General features: G+C 29.1%; 22 protein-coding genes. 9 read left to right on the top strand and 13 right to left on the bottom strand.

Going from position 1 to position 21,143, the window contains the following annotated elements:
- Positions 1-284 precede the first annotated feature (284 nt).
- The 11 genes from EC396_RS09355 to EC396_RS09305 all read right to left on the bottom strand — a co-directional run bounded on the left by EC396_RS09355 (position 285) and on the right by EC396_RS09305 (position 9,681).
- Positions 285-1,226 (bottom strand): ABC transporter ATP-binding protein, encoded by a 942-nt coding sequence (locus tag EC396_RS09355; RefSeq protein ID WP_129366442.1) that lies wholly within the window; start codon positions 1,224-1,226, stop codon positions 285-287.
- Positions 1,227-2,186: a succinylglutamate desuccinylase/aspartoacylase family protein gene (locus EC396_RS09350; protein WP_129366441.1), complete on the bottom strand. Its 960-nt coding sequence runs from the start codon at positions 2,184-2,186 to the stop codon at positions 1,227-1,229.
- Positions 2,176-3,051, bottom strand: coding sequence for a 30S ribosomal protein S6--L-glutamate ligase (gene rimK / locus EC396_RS09345; RefSeq protein WP_129366440.1), 876 nt, complete (start codon positions 3,049-3,051; stop codon positions 2,176-2,178). Before rimK ends, EC396_RS09350 begins: the two co-directional genes overlap by 11 nt.
- The gene (locus EC396_RS09340) at positions 3,048-3,497 is read right to left on the bottom strand and encodes a RimK/LysX family protein (RefSeq protein ID WP_240665677.1); all 450 of its coding nucleotides are present in this window, start codon (positions 3,495-3,497) and stop codon (positions 3,048-3,050) included. The genes rimK and EC396_RS09340 overlap by 4 nt, the downstream gene beginning before the upstream one ends.
- A 196-nt stretch (positions 3,498-3,693) precedes the next feature.
- The gene (locus EC396_RS09335) at positions 3,694-4,116 is read right to left on the bottom strand and encodes a hypothetical protein (RefSeq protein WP_129366439.1); all 423 of its coding nucleotides are present in this window, start codon (positions 4,114-4,116) and stop codon (positions 3,694-3,696) included.
- A gap of 3 nt (positions 4,117-4,119) precedes the next feature.
- Entirely contained in the window at positions 4,120-5,130 is a 1,011-nt protein-coding gene (gene recA, locus EC396_RS09330; protein WP_129366438.1) for a recombinase RecA, read from the bottom strand.
- Between the two features lie 242 nt (positions 5,131-5,372).
- Positions 5,373-6,164, bottom strand: a complete 792-nt coding sequence (locus tag EC396_RS09325) for a carbonic anhydrase (RefSeq protein ID WP_129366437.1) — start codon at positions 6,162-6,164, stop codon at positions 5,373-5,375.
- 66 nt (positions 6,165-6,230) lie between these two features.
- The gene (locus EC396_RS09320; protein ID WP_129366436.1) at positions 6,231-6,926 is read right to left on the bottom strand and encodes an ABC transporter ATP-binding protein; all 696 of its coding nucleotides are present in this window, start codon (positions 6,924-6,926) and stop codon (positions 6,231-6,233) included.
- Between the two features lie 49 nt (positions 6,927-6,975).
- Positions 6,976-8,445 carry a DUF5687 family protein gene (locus EC396_RS09315; RefSeq protein WP_129366435.1) on the bottom strand — a complete coding sequence of 490 codons (1,470 nt, stop codon included), beginning with the start codon at positions 8,443-8,445 and terminating at the stop codon, positions 6,976-6,978.
- Positions 8,446-8,663: 218 nt separating this feature from the next.
- Positions 8,664-9,323, bottom strand: a complete 660-nt coding sequence (locus EC396_RS09310) for a hypothetical protein (protein ID WP_129366434.1) — start codon at positions 9,321-9,323, stop codon at positions 8,664-8,666.
- A 25-nt stretch (positions 9,324-9,348) separates the two neighbouring features.
- On the bottom strand, positions 9,349-9,681 hold the full coding sequence (locus EC396_RS09305) for a PadR family transcriptional regulator (protein ID WP_129366433.1): 333 nt from the start codon (positions 9,679-9,681) through the stop codon (positions 9,349-9,351).
- Positions 9,682-9,842: 161 nt separating this feature from the next.
- Between EC396_RS09305 and EC396_RS09300 the strand changes: the two genes are divergently transcribed.
- The 4 genes from EC396_RS09300 to EC396_RS09285 all read left to right on the top strand — a co-directional run bounded on the left by EC396_RS09300 (position 9,843) and on the right by EC396_RS09285 (position 13,133).
- Positions 9,843-10,898 carry a ferredoxin--NADP reductase gene (locus tag EC396_RS09300; RefSeq protein WP_129366432.1) on the top strand — a complete coding sequence of 352 codons (1,056 nt, stop codon included), beginning with the start codon at positions 9,843-9,845 and terminating at the stop codon, positions 10,896-10,898.
- A gap of 34 nt (positions 10,899-10,932) precedes the next feature.
- Positions 10,933-11,610 (top strand): LysE family translocator, encoded by a 678-nt coding sequence (locus EC396_RS09295; RefSeq protein WP_129366431.1) that lies wholly within the window; start codon positions 10,933-10,935, stop codon positions 11,608-11,610.
- 37 nt (positions 11,611-11,647) lie between these two features.
- The gene (locus EC396_RS09290) at positions 11,648-12,427 is read left to right on the top strand and encodes a dTDP-glucose 4,6-dehydratase (protein WP_129366430.1); all 780 of its coding nucleotides are present in this window, start codon (positions 11,648-11,650) and stop codon (positions 12,425-12,427) included.
- 136 nt (positions 12,428-12,563) lie between these two features.
- Positions 12,564-13,133: a heme-binding beta-barrel domain-containing protein gene (locus EC396_RS09285; RefSeq protein WP_129366429.1), complete on the top strand. Its 570-nt coding sequence runs from the start codon at positions 12,564-12,566 to the stop codon at positions 13,131-13,133.
- 14 nt (positions 13,134-13,147) lie between these two features.
- On the opposite strand, the gene EC396_RS09280 is transcribed toward EC396_RS09285, so the two are convergent.
- Both EC396_RS09280 and EC396_RS09275 read right to left on the bottom strand, forming a co-directional pair.
- On the bottom strand, positions 13,148-14,602 hold the full coding sequence (locus EC396_RS09280; RefSeq protein ID WP_129366428.1) for an ATP-binding protein: 1,455 nt from the start codon (positions 14,600-14,602) through the stop codon (positions 13,148-13,150).
- 73 nt (positions 14,603-14,675) lie between these two features.
- Positions 14,676-15,131, bottom strand: a complete 456-nt coding sequence (locus EC396_RS09275; RefSeq protein ID WP_129366427.1) for a 3-oxoacyl-ACP synthase — start codon at positions 15,129-15,131, stop codon at positions 14,676-14,678.
- Positions 15,132-15,194: 63 nt separating this feature from the next.
- Here EC396_RS09275 and EC396_RS09270 point away from each other — a divergent pair, with 63 nt between their 5' ends.
- From EC396_RS09270 to EC396_RS09250, 5 genes are all read left to right on the top strand, one after another.
- On the top strand, positions 15,195-16,124 hold the full coding sequence (locus EC396_RS09270; RefSeq protein WP_129366426.1) for a TIGR01212 family radical SAM protein: 930 nt from the start codon (positions 15,195-15,197) through the stop codon (positions 16,122-16,124).
- 65 nt (positions 16,125-16,189) lie between these two features.
- Entirely contained in the window at positions 16,190-16,924 is a 735-nt protein-coding gene (locus EC396_RS09265; RefSeq protein WP_129366425.1) for a sulfite exporter TauE/SafE family protein, read from the top strand.
- Positions 16,925-17,056: 132 nt separating this feature from the next.
- Positions 17,057-17,620 (top strand): TetR/AcrR family transcriptional regulator, encoded by a 564-nt coding sequence (locus EC396_RS09260; protein ID WP_129366424.1) that lies wholly within the window; start codon positions 17,057-17,059, stop codon positions 17,618-17,620.
- Positions 17,621-17,681: 61 nt separating this feature from the next.
- On the top strand, positions 17,682-18,470 hold the full coding sequence (locus tag EC396_RS09255) for an SDR family oxidoreductase (protein ID WP_129366423.1): 789 nt from the start codon (positions 17,682-17,684) through the stop codon (positions 18,468-18,470).
- Positions 18,463-19,593, top strand: a complete 1,131-nt coding sequence (locus EC396_RS09250) for an MBL fold metallo-hydrolase (protein ID WP_164975234.1) — start codon at positions 18,463-18,465, stop codon at positions 19,591-19,593. Before EC396_RS09255 ends, EC396_RS09250 begins: the two co-directional genes overlap by 8 nt.
- Positions 19,594-21,143 lie beyond the last annotated feature (1,550 nt).

The following is a 21,143-nucleotide window of genomic DNA, read 5'->3' as shown; positions in this document are numbered from 1 at the left end:
GTTTAATGCCCAACGTCTCATAATCGTTGGGCATTTTTTGTTCCTCCTAAATCTCTCTTTGGGAGATTTTAATTACTTTTTTTGTCATTCCGACAGCGGAGGAATCACATCTATTGCTCTAATTTTTATAAAACGTGTTTTGTTTGAATTAAAATCTCAATTGTCATGTCGAGCCTTTCGACTACGTTTAATACAACCCTCAAGGGATAATTGGAATATTGAGAATTAGCAATTAAAAATGAATTCTTTAATCTTTTAATAAAAAGAAAGTCCCCTTTGGGGATTTAGGGGATCTCTAAACTAACAACAAAGCCTTCTTGTAGTTTAGTGCTATGTTCAAAAAAGATAATTTCACCATTTAAATTGGCTTCAATTAAGTAAAAATCACCTTTAAAATAAGAAGTTATTACGGTTGCTTTTAACTCAGATTCTTCAACCAATTTTATTTGATTTGGATACAATAAAACCGATTTTTTAGATTTTGATTTCAGATTTATTTTATTGTTCGGAATTTCATTAATTTCATTAAAAAAAGAAGCTACATATTCACTTTTTGGGTGATTGTATAAATTTTCAGGGCTGTCTTTTGCTATTAATTCTCCGTTTCTAATCACCAAAATTTCATCGGCAAACGAAAGCGCATCAGTTGTGTCATGCGTTGCAACAATGCACAAAATATTTTTAGACTTTAAGTATCTAAATAAATCGCGGCGTAATTTGTTTTTTCTAAAATTATCAATGTGACTAAAAGGCTCATCGAGCAATAAAACTTCAGGTTCTTTGGCTATTACTTTTGCTAGTGCTACACGCTGTTTTTGACCACCACTTAGGTTTTTAACCTTCGTTTTTGCAAATTCAACCATATCAACAACTTCTAAAAGTTCTTTAATTCGGGCTTGCTTATTTGGGTCTAAACTAGAGATGTTTTTACCAATATTTTCTTCAACAGAAATAAAAGGCATTAAGTCAAAATCTTGAGGTAAATATTTCATAAATTCTTCACCCGGAATCAAATAAAAATTAGGACCTAGTAACTTTTTTTTATTCCAATAAACAGCCCCTTTTTCAATGTGAAGTAAACCATAAATAATTTCGAGCAAGGTACTTTTTCCACATCCACTTTCGCCAACAACAGCTATATAATTGCCTTTTTGGGCATTAAAACTAATGTTTTTAAGTACTTCAGTTGAAGTGTAACCAAAAGATATGTTAGCTACTTTTAACATTTATTCAAAACCAATATGAAACAAAGCATCACCTTGAATAACAACAGGAGAGTGATTTGAGTTTAAAATGTAACCTTCCTGAGGGTTTTTAAATACTTTTTCATATTCACCATAAGGATCGGAAATACTACCTAATTTTACGCCTTTTTCTACTTTTTGACCAGCACTTACATACGATCTATACATACCCGAATGTTTGGCTCTGATCCATTTTGAAGTTTTAATAACCTTTGGTGGATTTTCTGTTGAAGTATTTAAAATTTTGTGTGAAAAATTGCGCAATCCAAGATGATGAATCACATTAATGGCACCTTGAATACCCATTTTAGTAACTACTTTATCTAGGTTCAACGATTTTCCTCCTTCAAAAAGCAATACCTTTTTACCAAGTGCTACCATTGAATTTCTAAAAGTTTTTTCCTGACTTTTACTAAAAACAATGTAAGGTGCTCCAAAAACTTTAGCCAACTCTAACGTTTCATTATCTGTACCATTGATTCTAACCTGCGAAAAGTTAAATCGCTGTGCACCACCAGTATGATAATCTATGCAATAATCTACTTTTGGAATTACTTTTGTCATTAAATGATACGCAAATTTACTTGCCGAAGACCCAGTTGTTGAACCTGGAAACATTCTGTTTAAATCACGACCATCGGGAAATTCTCGGGTTTGATTTAAAAAACCAAATACATTTAACAACGGAATACAAATAATGGTTCCTATTTCGGGTTTGTGGTATCCGGCAGCAATAATTTGACGAACAATTTCAATACCATTTGTTTCATCGCCATGAATTCCACCAATAAGCAATAGGCATGGGCCAGGAGCATTTCCTCTTGAAACAATGATAGGGATATCAATTTTTGAACGCGTAGTTAAACGTGCAATATCCATGTTAATAGTAACTGTTTCTCCTAAACCTACTTTTTGATTTAGAATTTTAAAATCATTCGGCATGTCTTTCAATATAATGAATAATTTTTCCTGCAATATCAATACCTGTAGCAGCTTCAATACCTTCTAATCCAGGCGAAGAATTTACCTCTAAAATAAGGGGTCCACGAGCAGATTGCAATAAATCTACACCTGCAACACCTAATCCCATTACACGCGCGGCCTTTAAAGCAGCATTTTCTTCATCAATAGATAATTTGATAATTTCTGCTGTACCACCACGATGTAAATTTGAACGAAATTCACCTTCTTTCCCTTGTCGTTTCATAGCACCTACTACAGCCCCATCAACAACAAAAACACGAATATCTGCACCTTTTGCTTCTTTGATAAATTCTTGGGCAATTACACGTGCTTTTAGCCCGTTAAATGCTTCTAAAACAGATTCGGCTGCATTGTCGTTTTCAGCTAAAACCACACCCAAACCTTGTGTACCTTCTAATAATTTAATTACCAATGGCGTACCTCCTACACTATCAATAACGTCTCTTGTGTTTTTTGAGTAATTTGTAAAAACTGTTTTAGGCAAACCCAATCCAGCTCTTGAAAGTACTTGTAAGCTTCTTAATTTGTCTCTAGAACGCATGAGCGCTTGTGATTCTACAGCTGTAAAAACTTTCATCATTTCGAACTGACGAACAACTGCAGTGCCATAAAAAGTTACTGATGCTCCAACCCTAGGAATAACAGCGTCTATATCGGTTAATAATTCGTGTTTATAGCGTATGGCTGGTTTTTTCTTTTCAATTATAATATCACATTTTGTATGATCTACAACCAACATTTCGTGATTTCTTTGTTGCCCAGCTTCAATCAATCTTTTTGTAGAATATAGGTTTGGGTTTCTTGATAAAACAACAATTTTCATGTTTTTAATTTTGTTACAATATTATTAAAGGATAGGTTTTTTTTGGAAGAATCTACTATAAATTTTTTGGATAAAAATTTTCTTCCTAACAAAACTGGAAACCTCATTGAACCGCGTTCTGTTAAAGTAAGTTCTATGGTACGAATTTTATTAAAAAGGATAATTTCAGTTTTAATTACATATCTTTTTTGACTAACTCCGTTTGAACTTTTTACTTTTTTTTGTTTATAATCACTAAAAATCAATGTTTTTTTGTGATATTTTTCGTGTTTAGGATCTAAAAATAAACACTTTAATTGATTATTTTCTTCTTTTATGCTATGGCAGTGAATACTTGATGTATAAGCTCCAGTATCAACTTTAACATCAATTCCTTCTAAATTTAAATTAGGAAAATCTACAATATCGGTTCTACCAAGTAGTATTTTTATTGGGTTAGTTTTCAAAAAATAAAGTGTTGTTTACCAAAGTTAAAGAATTGTGTTTCAAATTAATAATAATTTGCAAATTTAGACTAATAAATATTAAAACTATAATGTTGTTATTTTTTTAGCAGACAAGCTAATATTTATGGTTATTATAAAAACAAAACGCCTTAACCATTGATTAAGACATTTTGTTTTATAATTTTAATTTTAGCTACTAAAATGTATTTTCTAAATTATTAAGCATGTTATTAATTTCAGTAGTATTAGATTTTAATTCTAGTATTTCAATTGCCCTTTTAACTGTACAACAATAATCAATATCTATAGATTTATTAGTTTTAAATTCTGTTTGTAAAATGTGTACAAACGCAGTATTCATAGGTTCATCAACAAGTTGCACAGATTTATGTTTCTTTTTAATTATTTGCTGTTTAATTTCAACAAGTTTTGATAAATCTTCCATTTGCAAATCAATTTTACAAAACCTTAAATCTACCAACACTTTATCAATAAATTCCCACTCAGGTTTCTGAACCATATCAATAACCTGTGCCTTATATTTGTCAATACAAAAAACGCCTTCGTACTTAACAATTAATAGGTTTAAATTAATAAAAGATTGATATTTAATAATCATTATTTAAGCTTCTTGACTATTGATAGCTTCTTTAATTTTAACTTCTAATTCTTCGGCTAATTCTGGATTGTCTTGAATTAATGCTTTAACAGCATCACGACCTTGACCTAATTTGGTTTCGCCATAACTAAACCAAGAACCGCTTTTTTTCACAATTCCAAATTCAACACCTAAATCTAATATTTCACCTGTTTTAGAAATACCTTTACCATACATAATATCAAATTCAGCAACCGCAAAAGGTGGAGCCACTTTATTTTTTACCACTTTTACTTTTGTACTGTTTCCAATTACTTTTTCACCATCTTTAATTTGAGCTTTTCTACGAATATCTAAACGAACCGATGCGTAAAATTTTAAAGCATTACCACCCGTTGTAGTTTCAGGGCTACCAAACATTACACCAATTTTATCACGCAACTGGTTGATAAATATAACTGTACAGTTTGTTTTATGAATGGTACCTGTTAATTTTCTTAGTGCTTGTGACATTAAACGTGCGTGTAATCCCATTTTAGAATCTCCCATTTCTCCTTCAATTTCACTTTTAGGAGTTAATGCAGCAACAGAATCAACCACCACAATATCAATAGCTCCAGAGCTTATTAAATTGTCAGCAATTTCTAAGGCTTGTTCACCATAATCTGGTTGAGAAATAATTAAATTATCAATATCAACACCCAAACTGGCTGCATAAAAACGGTCAAATGCGTGTTCTGCATCAATAAAAGCGGCAATTCCACCTGCTTTTTGAGCTTCAGCAATGGCATGCAATGTTAAGGTTGTTTTACCTGATGATTCTGGACCATAAATTTCAATAACTCTTCCGCGAGGATATCCACCAACACCTAAGGCCAAATCTAATCCTAATGATCCTGTTGAAATTGCCTCAATATCTGATATAGCAACATCACCCATTTTCATTACAGTTCCTTTTCCGTAGGCTTTATCTAATTTATCTAAAGTAAGCTGTAAGGCTTTTAATTTTGCTGATTTTTCTTTGTCTTCTGCCATAATCTTAAAAAATACATTAATTTATTAATGGCTAAAATATAAAAAACTATTGAGTATAGTTAGGCTTTGCAAATAATAATATCAACGAAATTAAAAGATTGATGATTGGTACTTTGAACAAAAATTTAAGTTAAAAATGTATTGTTTTTCAAAAATATTAATTAAAAAAATACCACATGTAATCTAACAAAAAAAGACCTTAACAAGGCCTTTTTTTGTGTTAGTATAAAATAATTAAAATTTTAATTAGCTGAATACAAGCTTATTACCCTGTCATTAATAGGTTGTTCTGTTCTATAATTATTTATAGGCATCAACGCTTGTAATATTTTAACTTGCTCTAAAGATACCGTTATTGGGTTTTTAAATACAAACCAACTTACATTTTCTGTACAAGGAGGTGTGGTTAAAGAACCGCTATAAGCAAAGTAACTTTTGTTTGAAGGAAGATTTAAATTGATGTCGAAATATTCGTTTATTTCTTTGGTTTCACCAGCTTTTACAGGTAAATATTGTTCTAAGAAAGTAAAAGGTTCGCTATTTTCACCTTCTTTAACTAAAATAGATAACACCGCAATTTCTTTATCCTTATTTAAATGTACCAAATGTATTTCTAAAGGATATCTTACGCCGTCTAAAGTATGTTCAGATCCTTCATGAAAATGAATTTGCTTTAAATCGTACTGTTCATTATTTAAATTGATAAAATCACCTTCTTCAAAATTGTACTGTATAGAATGCCCATTATTGGTAACTTCATGTATTTTAACTTTGTCTGAATAATGAATGTCTAACGGTTGCAATTCTGCATCAATTTTAGCATCAATTTCAATAATATTTATAGGTGATTGATGCATTCCATTACAATCTGAATTTGCTTCTATTTCATCCCAATGTTCAGGACCTGTTTCACCTTCATAAGTCCAATGTTTTTCTTGATGTTCTGAATGTGTTTCTTCAGTATTTTGTGATTTTTTTTCTTTACAAGAAATTGCTAAAATAGCAATTAACATGATAAATGATAATTGTTTCATAGGGTTAATTGTAGTTGTTTATTTTTTTATATTTTACAGTACAAATATAGTACGTTTTTGAAATAATTATACCGTAAAAAACAATTCTAGCTCTTTTAAGGTTTCTTCTGAAGTTTTTATATCTTTTACTACTTCACCTTTGTTTAAAACTACAATACGCTCGCAAACTTCTGTTACATGACCTAAATCATGGCTCGAAATTAACAATGTTGTATTTGTGCTTACAGTCAACTCTTTCAACATTTTTTTTAACCTAATTTGTGTTGTTGGATCTAGGTTTGCAAAAGGCTCGTCTAAAATAATAACTTCAGGGCTGCCAATTAATGTGGCAATAATGCCAACTTTTTTCTGATTTCCTTTTGATAAATCTCTTAAATATTTCTTTTTACCAATAATTTCATCATTAAAAATTTCTTCAAACTGAACTAAAAAAGCATCGATATCTGATTTTTTAAGACCACGTAATTCTCCAATAAAGTAAAAATATTCTTCCGCAGTTAAGTAGCCAATTAAAAAACTTTCATCAATAAAAGCTGCTGTAAAAGGTTTCCATTGTTCACTGGTATTTACCTGAATCTGGTTGTTTAAAATTTGTCCTGTTGAAGATTTTATTAAATCGAGTAATAAGTTAAAAAAAGTAGTTTTTCCGGCTCCGTTATTTCCTACCAAACCAAAAGCTTGTCCTTTCGGAATTTCTAAAGCTGCTATATCTAAAACGGTAACACCGCCATATTTTTTTGAAAGTTCTGTTACTTGTATCATTGTTGTATAAGTCTTAAAGTTGTAAAGTCTAAAGTTGTAAAGTCATTTCTTATTTTTCGTTATATGCTGCTAATGTTTTGTATTTTCCTTTTTGATAAAGTTGTTCTATTTTGTTTAAAAAGAAACCTTTAAATACAATTCCTAAAACACCGCTTAACCCTAAAATTATCAATCCTGCTTCAAAGCTTATAAATTTATAAGGCACATAAAACAACAACATTGGCAACACCATTTTAGGCAAAGCAATTAACATTTGAGTTGGATTAAATCCGTTGGTATTGCTAAAAGCTTTTGCTTTTACATTTAACTCAATTGGCACTCTGTTTAAAGCACCACCAAATAAGGTAATAAATGAGTTTAACCCAATATTAAACAAGGCTCCAGCGGCAATCATTCCGTAAATTTTCCATCCAAAATAAATGTAAGGTGTACTTAATACAAATGAAACTGCAACGGCAACCACCATTAAATACCATTTAGATTCTAAATATTTTTTATATGGAATGTTTTGACTCATTAACATTTTATAATATTCGCTATCCCACGAAGGTACCAATTGACCAAATGTTAATAAAAATCCGCCTGTTACAAATATGGAAGCAAAGGCTAAAAAGGCAGGCATATTTTTATACGTTTCTTGAGTGTAAAATATGAGTCCGTAAAATAAAAACAAAAAAGACATCATCATTACTTGTCGTGGTCTTGCGTTGCGGTAAATAAGTTTTACATCGTTTTTCAAAAAAACAGCCACACTTCCAAAACGATCCATCCAAGATAAATCTGTTGCGTTTACTTCTTTTATTTTTTTTGAAACAGCATCGTCTAAATAAAATTCCTTTTTAATAAAATTGAAATTAACTGCATACAACGCAACCATTAAAACTAGCGGAATGATACTTAAAATAGGATTGTTATACAAGGTGTTAAAAGCAACTCCAATGGGTGCTGATACTTTATAAATATTAAAAAATTCTAAGCCAATAAAAATCGCCAATACAGAAATTAATACATAAAAATAGGTGTTGCTTTTATTGATTAAAAAATTGATGAAATTATTGGAAAGTACTAAAAACAACAAGGCAAAAAACCAACAAACCACATTTAAAACTGGGTAACCTTGCACTAGCAATACAATGCTAAAAGGAACAAAAATAAATAAGGGTAAAAAATTAAAAAACGACAATGCCGTTTTTCCAAGTAAATAATTAATAATTGTACTGCGTTTTACAGGAACAATCATTAAAGGTTTTACGTTCATAACTGGAAGTTGTTGCATAAAAAAACGCAGCACCAAATCAAAAATAAACCAGAAAATTAAAAAGTTGTTTACTAAAATTATAGGATCGGTTTCGGGTATTGCTTTTTTAAGAATAAAAAACAAACCAGCCCCCACTAATAAAGCAATTCCTCCAAAATATAATACTGCTAAGGCCAACAGAATTTTAATACCAATTCCTTTTTGAAAATAGGATGAACGGGAAAATTGTTTCCATTCAAAATTTAAAAAATTTTTAATCATTTGAAAGTTGTTTTTTTATAGGTTGCAATTTTTATAAAATGTTACAAGTAAAATTAAACCAATTTATATTCTGGGTATTGATTTTTTAGAAGTTTATTCCTCTTTTACTTTCTAAACTTGTTGTAAAATAATCTGCCAATTCCATTTTAACATCATACCATTTTTATCACAAGCAACAATGTAATCATCTATTTGTTGTATTTGTTCGGGAGTTAGTTTCATTGTAATTGGTATTTTTCTATAGTTACAATATGATTCTTATAAAAATTAAAACCTTGATAAAAAGTCATAAATAACATAAAAAGGAAAATAGCGTAAAATGTTCCAAATTCTAAAAATGATTCGTTTATTATATTCGTAACCACTAAAATTAAAACTAAAATAGTAGGTGATACTTGAGTATTAAACAAAAAACTAAACGTTGTTTTTTGTTTTGTTTTTTTGATTAAAAAGTACCAATAACTAATAATACATACATAAACAAAAGATGTAGCAACTATAAAATAATTTAAACTTTCAACTACCATGTCTGAATTATTAAATACGAATTTTTTTAGCAAAGCAAAAATAACAACATATAAAATCATCAAACGATTTCCATTTTTATAATGTGGCTTGTAAATTTTTTTACATCTATCAATAAAAATTGATGGGCGAAAATAAATAGGACATAATAAAAATGAAAATGTAGGCGATAGATTTTCGTTCCACTTCAATTTTACTTTTTCAAAAGCCTCATCAAAAGAAACTTCATCCATTAAATTTTCAATATCTGTCAATATATGATCTAATACTTCAAAACGGATATCTAAATAATCAATTTTTTTATCGTTTAAATAATCTTCAATTTTCTGTATTTGTTGTTTGTTAAGTTTCATTTTTATAGCAATTTTAAAATGAGTGTTACGCTAATTTTGGGTTTACAATGCTTTGCATGGTTTTTATAAATTCTTCGAGTTCTGCCAACCTGTTTACGGTTTCTTTAGTGCCGGTTTCTGTTAGTTTGTAATATTTTCGCAAACGATTATCAACCATTGCAACTTCAACATCCAATAAACCTTCTGCTTCTAATTTATGAAGTGCAGGGTACAAAGCACCTTCGGTAATATTTAATTCGCCTTTGGTTATTTCTTTTACTTTTTGGGTAATTTCATAGCCGTACATTTTGTCTTTTTCTTCCAATAATTTTAATATGATGGTTTGTAAAGAGCCTTTATATAATTTTTGATTTCCCATGTTAGTAATTATTAAATTGTTGAAACATTTATTTTACAATGCTCACAATCAATTATTCAAATTTATACATAATTTTCTTATGCATAATTATTTTATGTATATTTTTTTAATAAAAATTGTATTTGATTTATTTACTTTTGTACTAAATAAAAAAATTCTATATGCCAAGATTCAAAAAATTGACTGTTAATGAAATAAAACATGAAACGTCAAAATCTGTTTCTATTGTTTTAGATATTCCTGCGGAATTTAAGGATGAATTCAATTTTATTGCTGGACAATACATAACAATAAGAATTACCATAGACGGAAAAGAATTAAGAAGATCTTATTCTATTTGTTCTTCGCCTCAAAACCACGAGTTTCGCATTGCAATAAAAGAAGTTGAAAATGGTGTTTTTTCTAACTATGCAACTAAAAAATTAAAGGTTGGAGACGTTTTAGAAGTTTCTCCTCCTGAAGGTAAATTTATTTTACAAACTGCCACTTCTCATCAAAAAAATTATGTTGCTTTTGCAGCTGGTAGCGGAATTACACCTGTTTTATCTATGATTAAATCGGTTTTGTTAAAAGAAACTCATAGTACATTTGTACTGGTTTACGGTAATAAAACGGCTGAAGATACTATGTTTATGACAGATATTGATGCCTTAAAAATTAGATATTCAGACCGATTTTTTATTCAATATGTTTTTAGCAAAAAAATTATGGACGATGCCATTTTAGGCAGAATAGACAAGTCTATTGTAAATTTAATTGTGAAAAATAAATTTAAAAATATTGATTTTGACGGTTACTTTTTATGTGGACCCGAAGCTATGATTGATACTGTTACTTCGACATTAAAAGAAAACAATGTACCGCTTAGTAAAATTCATTTCGAATTGTTTACTTCAACCTATACTTCTGGCGCTATTACTTCAAAAAATTTAGACGGAAACACCAATATTACAGTGATTTTAGACGATGAGGAAACTACTTTTGAAATGTCTAAAAAACAAATGATTTTAACAGCAGCTTTAGACGAAGGTTTAGACGCTCCATACTCTTGCCAAGGTGGTATTTGCAGTAGTTGTTTGGCGCGTGTTACTGAGGGTAGTGTTGTAATGGATAAAAACGCCATTTTATCTAAAGATGAACTTGAAGAAGGTTTAATTTTAACCTGCCAAGCGCATCCAACTACCGATAAATTAACTATAAATTTCGATGATGTTTAAAAATGTAGTATTTTCACGTTTCTAACATCAAACTATGTCTTTTATCGATTTTAAGCAAGCAATAATTGTAGGGTTTTTCTTATCTTTTATGATTGGCCCTGTTTTTTTTATGCTTATTCAAACCAGTATTATAAAAGGAGCCAGAGCCGCTATTGCATTTGATTTAGGTGTTATTTTAGGCGATTGTGCCTTTATTTTAATGGCTTATTTTGGAAGTAAAAGCTTGTTAGAAAGTATCAAAGACGACCCAAGATTGTTTTTTTTAGGTGGCTTTATTTTACTTGTGTATGGTTTTGTAACGTTTAGAGATAAACGTCAGAAAGCCATTGTACAAGACGAAACTTTGGTACTTATTGAAAAAACAAATTATGTAAAACTGTTTTTAAAAGGATTTTTACTCAACTTTATCAACGTTGGAGTTTTGGCATTTTGGCTAGGTATGATTGTAGTTATTGGCCCAAATTTAGAAATGGATTCTCAAAAAATATTCAACTACTTTTTAATTGTTTTATTAAGCTATTTTATAACAGATTTAGGAAAAATAGTTTTGGCAAAACAATTAAAAAAGAAATTAACACCTGCAGTTATTTACAAAGTAAAACGTGGAATGGGCATTGTTTTAATGGTATTTGGATTGGTGTTGATGCTGAAGGGTTTTATTCCAAAAGAAAATTTGGAAATTAACAACATGATTGAAAAATCTAGTAAATAGTTTTAACTGCCTAACAACCTAATTATTTTTCAAAAATATGAAGCAACAAATAAGTATTTTAGGCTGCGGTTGGCTGGGTGAACCATTGGCATGTTCTTTAATTGAAAAAGGATTTTTAGTTAAAGGTTCAACAACTTCTGAAGTTAAATTACCCATTTTGTCTTCAAAAAAAATACAAGCATTTTTATTAAATATTGAAAATATAACAACTACAGTTGAAGCATTTTTGACTGCTAAAATTCTGATTGTTAACATTCCATCTAAAAATGTAGAAGGCTTTAAAACCTTGGTTTCGTACATTGAAAAATCAGAAATTGAAAAAGTTATTTTTATCAGTTCAACGTCTGTTTACGAAATTTCAGAAGAAATAATTACAGAAAACACACCTGTAAAAAATTGCGATTTGGTTGAAATTGAAAATTTATTTAAACTGAATACAAATTTTAAAACTACCATAATTCGTTTTGCCGGATTGCTTGGTTATAACAGAAAACCAGGAAATTTTTTTAGAAATGGAAAAACAATTCCAAATCCGGAAGGTTTTGTAAATATGATACATCAAGACGATTGTATTTCAATAATTCAACAAATTATATTTCAAAATTGTTGGGGTGAAATTTTTAATGCCTGCACAGATACGCATCCAAAAAGACGTGATTTTTACCAAAAATCATTTTCAGATATTGGCTTAAAATTACCTGTTTTTAATGAAAATGACACAAAGGAGGTTAAAATTATCAGCAATCAAAAATTAAAAAATAAACTGAATTATACTTTTAAATATGCCAATTTATTGAATTTGCCTTTGGAAAATTAGTTTTTTTTACTGGTAATTAGATTTTTAAAACAACAACATTTTATTGATAAATATTAGTTAAAATCGACATTCTTTGATAAATATCATAAACAAATAGCATATTCTATATTATTTTTGATAAAATTTTTAAAAAATTATGAGCGAAATTGCAGAAATAAATTACGGACCTTTAAAAGCATTGGTTGGTGTTTGGCAAGGTGATAAAGGTATGGACATTGCACCTGAAAGTGATGGTACAGAAGAAAATCCTTATTATGAAACCATTACAATTACTGAAGGTGGTGATTTAACCAACGGAGAAGAACAAGTTTTATCTGTGGTACATTACAGACGTATTGTAAGCAGAAAATCGGATGACGGTGTGTTTCACGATGAAACTGGCTATTATATGTGGGATGCTGAAAATAATGTACTAATGCATTCATTAAACATACCAAGAGCGGTGAGTTTGTTGGCAGGTGCAGCTTTAACCACTGAAAATTATCAAAATGGCAATTTAAATTTTGAATTAAATGCTGGTATTGAAAATAAAGATTGGGGTATTGTGCAATCTCCTTTTATGAAAGCAAAAGCATTGACCAAAAGTTATAACCAAAAATTAGTAGTTGAAAACGGAAAATTAAAATACGAAGAAACAACTATGTTAAATATTTACGGACGAGAATTTGAACATACTGATATCAACGAATTGGTACTTCAAAAGTAAAATTAAATGTTTTTTTAATGAGAAATTGCCATTGGGATATTTAGTTTTTTCTCAACGGCATTTCTTCCAACAGTATAACAATATAGACTTGAAGGTGTAAAAACATAGGTAAGACCATCGTCTTCTTTTATGTCTTCAATATCTAATGTGGTTACTAATGTAGTTTCTAAATTATTTTTTTTGCAAAATGATTTAAGATTGGCTAATTTATTCAAACTCTTTACATAACGATTACTCCATTTTATTTCTACAGCCCAAATTGGTTTTTGTTTTTCAACAGATAATTTTACAATATCAACTTCTCCTCCATTCCAACGAGCATAATATGGAATAAAATTTGTGTTATGTCCCCATTGTGAAAAAATAGCAGTTTCAACCATATTACCAATAAAATCATCATTAATTTCAATAGGAGAAAATAAAGCCCCTCTTAAAGAAGGATTTGTTAAATATATTTTAAATGAAGTTGCTCTTTTAAATTTTTTAGAATTTTGATCAATTTTATTAATAACCTTAATTAAAAAAGCTACTTCTAAATACTCAATGTATTTTTTTATAGTATTCTTGGCTACTCCTGAATTAATTGAAAGTTGCTCATAAGTAAATTCATTTCCAGAATTATAGGCTATAGTTGTAAACAAGGAATTTAATTCTTGAACATCTTGAATTCCGTAAAGACTTGGTAAATCTCTTAAAAGAACTTTATCAACAATATCACTTCTTATATATCTGCCTGGATTAGATTGCATTTCTTCAGACAAAGAAAGCTCTGGATAACCACCAAAATTGATATAGTTTATAAAATGTCTATTTAATTCTTCAATATTATTAGTTTGAAAATAATTACCCTTAACCCCATTCCATTCTTTACTAGTTAAAGTAACCAAATGAGATAAATCCTTCAAATCTATATATTCATGAAAGGTCAATGGTGGAAGTATAAAATCAGTAAATCTTCCTGCTCCAGACTCATTACTTTTTAATTTTAATGCAGCAGCAGCTGAACCTGAAACAATAAATTTTATTTTATGATAACTATCTACCAATGTTTTTAAATGAACCTCCCATTGCTTTAAATATTGTATTTCATCAAATATAATATACAATTCCTCCGATAAATCCTGATTTGTAACTTCTAAAAAATTCAATAACAATTCGTCCAATGAAAGACCATTATAAATTGGATTTTCGATTGAAAAATAGCATATTTTTTTAGCAGATATACCGTTACTTATTAAATCTTGTACTAAATGAAATAGCATAACTGTTTTACCAACCCGTCTTGGTCCCATTAATACTACTGCTCTTTTAACCCGTTTTTCATATACCAAGGGTGAAAAGAGGTCAAAATAAAGACGTTTCTTCATTGATGCGTAATAGTCATCAATTTTATTTGATTTCCACCATGGGTTTTCAAATTCAATTTTATTTAATATTTGTTCTTTAGAAAATGCTCGAAGAATTGCCATTTAAAGTCAACTTATTGATTCTATTTACAAATATATAAAAATAAGATCAATTAATTGATCTTATTTAATTTTATCAGATAACAATCTGTATTTCAGCGCTATTAAAAGCAATAATATCGCCCTTTTTTTTACCTAACAGCTGTTTTCCTATGGGTGAACTGGTTGAAACCGCAAAATAATCTACAGCATCAACTGTTAATTTACCTGCACTTATGGCCAAATAATAATTGGCTTTATTGGTTATAATTAAACTACCCAAACACACTTTTTCTGAAATATTTTCAACTACAATTTTACTTAAAACAGATTTCATATCGTTAATTGTAGCTAATTGCTGACCTGCTTTTTCCATTTCCAATTGCAACATAGCGCGACCTGTTTCGTGCTTATCGCCAGCCGAACTTTTGGTTTCAGACAACAAATCTTTTTGATTAGATTCAATGGTGTTGGTAACCGTTTTAAGTCGCTCGTTTACATAAAACGTACAAGCTTTGTGCAAATGCAATTTTATTTGTTTAAAATCCTTCATAATTAAGTGTAAAAATACCCCAATATAACATCTTTTAATAATTTTATAAACTAATTTTGCCAAATGCAATTTTCAGGAAAACGTTATTTAGATTATTCATCATTTATCAAACTACAATTTGGTGAACGCGTTCAAAAAATAGCCCTCGACATTGGATTTTCTTGTCCAAACCGAGATGGTTCTAAAGGCTATGGCGGTTGTACTTATTGCAATAACAATACTTTTAATCCAGATTATTGTGAACCCGAAAAAAGCATTAAAGAACAATTAGAACACGGTATTCAATTTTTTTCAAAAAAGAAAGATTACAATCATTATTTAGCTTATTTTCAAGCATATACAAACACTTATGCTGCTATAAATTCGCTTAAAAAAATGTATCAGGATGCGTTAAATGTTCCAAATATTATTGGCTTGGTAATTGGTACGCGTCCCGATTGTATTTCAGATGAAGTAATTGATTATCTCTCATTTTTATCAAAAAAATATTTTATTGCTTTAGAATTTGGGGTTGAAAGTACCAATGAAAAAACACTGCTTTCAGTAAACAGATGTCACACTTTTGAAGAAACCAAAACCACTTTTGAAAAGTGTAAAAACAAAGGGTTTCACTTAGGAGCACACATTATTTTAGGCTTGCCTGGCGAATCAAAACAAGATTTATTACAACATGCTGTTGAAGTCTCTAAATTACCAATTGATACCTTAAAAATTCATCAGTTACAAATTGTAAAAAACTCGGTAATGGCAGCACAATACAATCGAAATCCTGAAAAATTTGATTTATTTACTGTAGAAAATTACATCGAATTTATTTCAGAATTTATTACCCATCTTAGACCAAATATTATTATTGAAAGATTTATTAGTGAAACACCAAGCGATTTGTTAATTGCACCTAAATGGGGTTTGAAAAATTTTGAAATAGTCGCAAAAATTGATAAATACTTAGCGCAACACAATTTATGGCAAGGCCAAAATTATTCATTATAAATCCCTAAAAAAATTGTAATTTTAAAGAACTGCATTCATTAAATTTTAATGTAGTTTAATTTAAAATGTTATTAGACCATCTAATTATATTTATTTTATTGGCATTACTCGCTGAAATATTGGGTACAATTGGCGGGTTTGGATCTTCTTTGTTTTTTGTTCCATTGGCAAGTTTTTTTCTAGATTTTCATTCTGTATTGGGTATTACTGCAATTTTTCATGTGTCAAGTAACATTACTAAAATTGCCTTTTTTAGAAAAGGATTCGATATAAAACTACTTATTTGGATAGGGATTCCAGCTGTAATTTTTGTAATTATTGGTGCTTATTTAAGTCAATTTATTCAATCAAATATTTTGGAAATATTGTTAGCTATTTTTCTGATTTTAACCAGTTTAACTTTTTTATTTTTCAAACATTTAGAAGTTACTCCAACTAAAAAAAATTCAGTTATTGGAGGATCATTTTCAGGTTTAGTTGCAGGATTAATTGGAACAGGAGGCGCAATTAGAGGGATCACTTTGGCTTCATTTAATTTAAAAATGGAAGTTTTTATTGCAACTTCAGCAATTATTGATTTGGGAATTGATTTAAGCAGAAGTGGTGTTTACTATTTAAATGGATATATTCATCCGCACGATTTGTATTTAATTTTGCCATTGTTAGCTGCTAGCATTTTAGGAACCTATATTGGTAAAAAAATATTGGAACGTATTTCTGAAGAAAAATTTAAATCAATGGTACTTATATTAATTTTTATAACTGGTATTGTTACGTTATTAAAAATAATTTTAGGGTAATTTTTCCATTTTTTTAGTTTAATAACCCAAAATTTAAACAAGCTCAATTTAGCTTAAAACTACTCCTATTTTAAATTTAATTTTGAATTAAAAAAAAAGTATTACTTTTGTTGACTGATTAGTCAATTAAAAATGGATAAAAGAGAACAATTATTAGCCGCTGCAACAAAACTATTTGTTGAAAGAGGTTTTCATGCAACACCTACTTCGGCAATTTCTAAAGAAGCTGGCGTAAGTGCAGGCATATTATTTCACTATTTTAAAACCAAAGATGATTTAATTACAGATTTGTATGTAGATCTTAAAAAAGAATATACCAATGTTATTTTAAAAGACATTGATAAATTAACATCTGATGTTAGTAAAATAAGATTAATTTGGTCAAATTCTTGGAATTGGGGACTTGAAAACCCTATAAAGTTTCAGTTTTTATTACAAGCTGATAATTCTATTTATTCTGAAAGCATCAAAAATCATCCTGAAATAATTGCAAAATACCATTTATTTGGAGAAATAATTCAAGGTTATATTGATAATAAAGTTATTACAAATATTGATATTTACTTTTTAATGCAGTCTATGTTTGCACTTATTACTTCAATAATTAAACATTTAACTTTAAATCCAGCATTAAAAAATGATCAGGCTTTTATTGAAAAAGCTTGGGAACTTTTTTATAATTATTTAAAACCTTAAAAAAATTATTTTGCTTTTTGAGTGAATAATCAATCAAATATAAACTAAAACTAAAAAAACAATGAATACTAAAACCGCATTAATTACTGGAGCATCTACCGGAATAGGTAAAGAATTTGCAAAAATACACGCTTCAAAAGGAGAAAACTTGGTTATTGTAGCAAGAAATGAAGAAAAATTATTTCAACTAAAAAACGAATTAGAACATCAGTATAAAATTGAAGTTATTGTAATTACCAAAGATTTATCGCAACCAAATGCTTCAAAAGAAATATACGAAAATGTAAAAAATTTAGGAATTGAAATAGATTACTTGATAAATAATGCTGGTTTTGGCGGACTGGGAAAATTTCACGAGAGAGCTTTGGAAGATGATTTGGCAATGATTAACCTAAATATTGTTGCGCTTACAATTTTAACACGTCTTTTTTTAACTGATTTTGTAAACAAAAATAGCGGAAAAATACTAAATGTATCATCTACTGCAAGTTTAATGCCCGGACCTTTACAAGCTGTTTATTTTGCAACAAAAGCCTATGTAACATCATTTAGCAACGCCATTGCTGAAGAATTACACGATACAAATGTAACTGTTACAGCCTTATTACCTGGCGCTACTGAAACCGAATTTGGACGCATTTCGGGTATGGAAAAAACAGCAATGTTTAAAAAAACTGCCTCAGCTTATTCGGTAGCTTTAGATGGTTATAATGGCATGATGGCTGGAAAAATAGATGTAATTTCTGGACTTACATTGTCGCAAAAAATTATGATGGCAGGCATACCTTTTAGTCCTAAAAAAATGATATTGAAACAAATTAGAAAAATGCAGGAGGTTAAAAATGCTTAAAAATATACTTAAAATTTTAAAAATAATGATGATTAGCGTACTGTCAATTGTGGGTGTTTTTACACTAGTTGGAGTGGTTTTTGTAAATGTAAGTCCAGAGTTTGGTGCTGGCGCAAAAGATCAAAGTTTAGAAAGAATTAGAAAATCGCCTAATTTTTTAAACGGAGCTTTTAAAAACAGTGAAAAAACTTTACAAAATACAGGTTTTAAATGGAGTACAATTCCGAAATTTTTTACAGATGATAACAATAAAACACCTTCTAAAAAATTACCTGTTGAAAAAATAACAAAAAAGTATTTTGAAAATAAACCAAATCAACCCAGAATTACTTGGTTTGGACATTCAACAACTTTTATTGAAATGGAAGGACTCAATATTTTTATTGATCCAATGCTGGGTAATGTTCCAGCACCTAGTCCTTTTTTAGGCTCTAAAAGATTTCAAAAAGAATTGCCAATAACCATAGATTCTTTACCAAATATTGATGTAGTACTAATTTCTCACGATCATTATGACCATTTAGATTATGGTTCCATTGTAAAATTAAAAGATAAAGTTTCAAAATTTTATGTGCCGTTAGGTATCAAAGCACATTTAACTTCTTGGGGTGTTGAAGCCAACAAAATAACTGAATTTGATTGGTGGGAAAACATAAATCACAAGGGTATTGAATTTATTTCAACGCCTGCACGTCATTTTTCAGGTCGTGGGCTTACCAATAGAAACAGTACTTTGTGGTCTTCGTGGGTATTAAAATCTAACAATTACAAGCTATTTTTTAGTGGCGATAGCGGTTATGGAAAACATTTTAAAGAAATTGGAAATAAATATGGTCCTTTTGATTTTGCAATGGTTGAATGCGGACAATACAATGAACAGTGGGCACAAATACACATGACTCCAGAGGAGACCATACAAGCCAGTATTGATGTGCAAAGCAATTTGACTATGCCAATACACTGGGGAGCCTTTAAATTGGCGCTACACAGCTGGGATGATCCAATTAAAAGAGCAACCAAAAAAGCCAATGAATTAAATGTTCAAATTACAACACCAAAAATTGGTGAACCTATTGTTTTAGGAACCAGTGATTTTCCTGTTGAAAAATGGTGGCTTCAGTAAAAAATTTAATTGTCAATACAAATTTATTATCAAAATTAATATTTTAAAAACCTTATTAATTTAGGCGTTTCCTTGCAGGTCGGGCTTTCCGCTATATCTTTTTTACAACTCCACTGCGTTGCATTGTAAAAAAGGATGCCGATGCTATCCCTAACGCATTTTTTACTTATATTTTAACTGTCTTATAATCCTAACTGGGTACTAAAATAAAATAATGCAAAAAAAAATGCCCAGCGTTATGAACCACTGGGCAAAGACAATTAACTCAAACTTTAATTTATGAAAACTTGTACTTAATCTCTAAGTACACTACAAAGATAAACCAGCAATATCAGTTTATACACGACAAGTACTGTCGTATCTGATTTATAGATTCTTTAACAATATTTGAGCTATTTTTTATTAAAGTTATTTAATTAAATATTTTACAAATTTTATTACCTGTTAAAATCTTTTTTAAAAACAAAATGCCCGGTGTTATGAATCACCAGGCATTGAACAATTAACTTAACTCAAACTTTAATTTTATGAAAAATTGATACTTTATTTCTTAGTACACTACAAAGATAAACCAGTTATTTGAGTTAATTCACGACATAAAATGTCGTGTTAGATTTATAGGTTTTTTAACGGTATTTAAGCTATTTTTTATTAAAGTTATTTAACTAAATATTTTACAAATTTTTCTCCCTGTTAAAATCTTTTTTAAAAACAAAATGCCCGGTGTTATGACTCACCAGGCATTAAACAATTAACTTAACTCAAACTTTAATTTTATGAAAAATTGATACTTTATTTCTTAGTACACTACAAAGATAAACCAGTTATTTGAGTTAATTCACGACATAAAATGTCGTGTTAGATTTATAGGTTTTTTAACGGTATTTAAGCTATTTTTTATTAAAGTTATTTAACTAAATATTTTACAAATTTTTCTCCCTGTTAAAATCTTTTTTAAAAACAAAATGCCCGGTGTTATGACTCACCAGGCATTAAACAATTAACTTAACTCAAACTTTAATTTTATGAAAAATTGATACTTTATTTCTTAGTACACTACAAAGATAAACCAGTTATTTGAGTTAATTCACGACATAAAATGTCGTGTTAGATTTATAGGTTTTTTAACGGTATTTAAGCTATTTTTTATTAAAGTTATTTAACTAAATATTTTACAAATTTTTCTCCCTGTTAAAATCTTTTTTAAAAACAAAATGCCCGGTGTTATGACTCACCAGGCATTAAACAATTAACTTAACTCAAACTTTAATTTTATGAAAAATTGATACTTTATTTCTTAGTACACTACAAAGATAAACCAGTTATTTGAGTTAATTCACGACATAAAATGTCGTGTTAGATTTATAGGTTTTTTAACGGTATTTAAGCTATTTTTTATTAAAGTTATTTAACTAAATATTTTACAAATTTTTCTCCCTGTTAAAATCTTTTTTAAAAACAAAATGCCCGGTGTTATGACTCACCAGGCATTAAACAATTAACTTAACTCAAACTTTAATTTTATGAAAAATTGATACTTTATTTCTTAG

It is taken from the genome of Lutibacter sp. HS1-25 (assembly GCF_004121075.1).
Lineage (GTDB): Bacteria > Bacteroidota > Bacteroidia > Flavobacteriales > Flavobacteriaceae > Lutibacter.
Note: the sequence above shows the minus strand (reverse complement) of the source record. Positions and strands in the feature narration are given on the sequence as shown.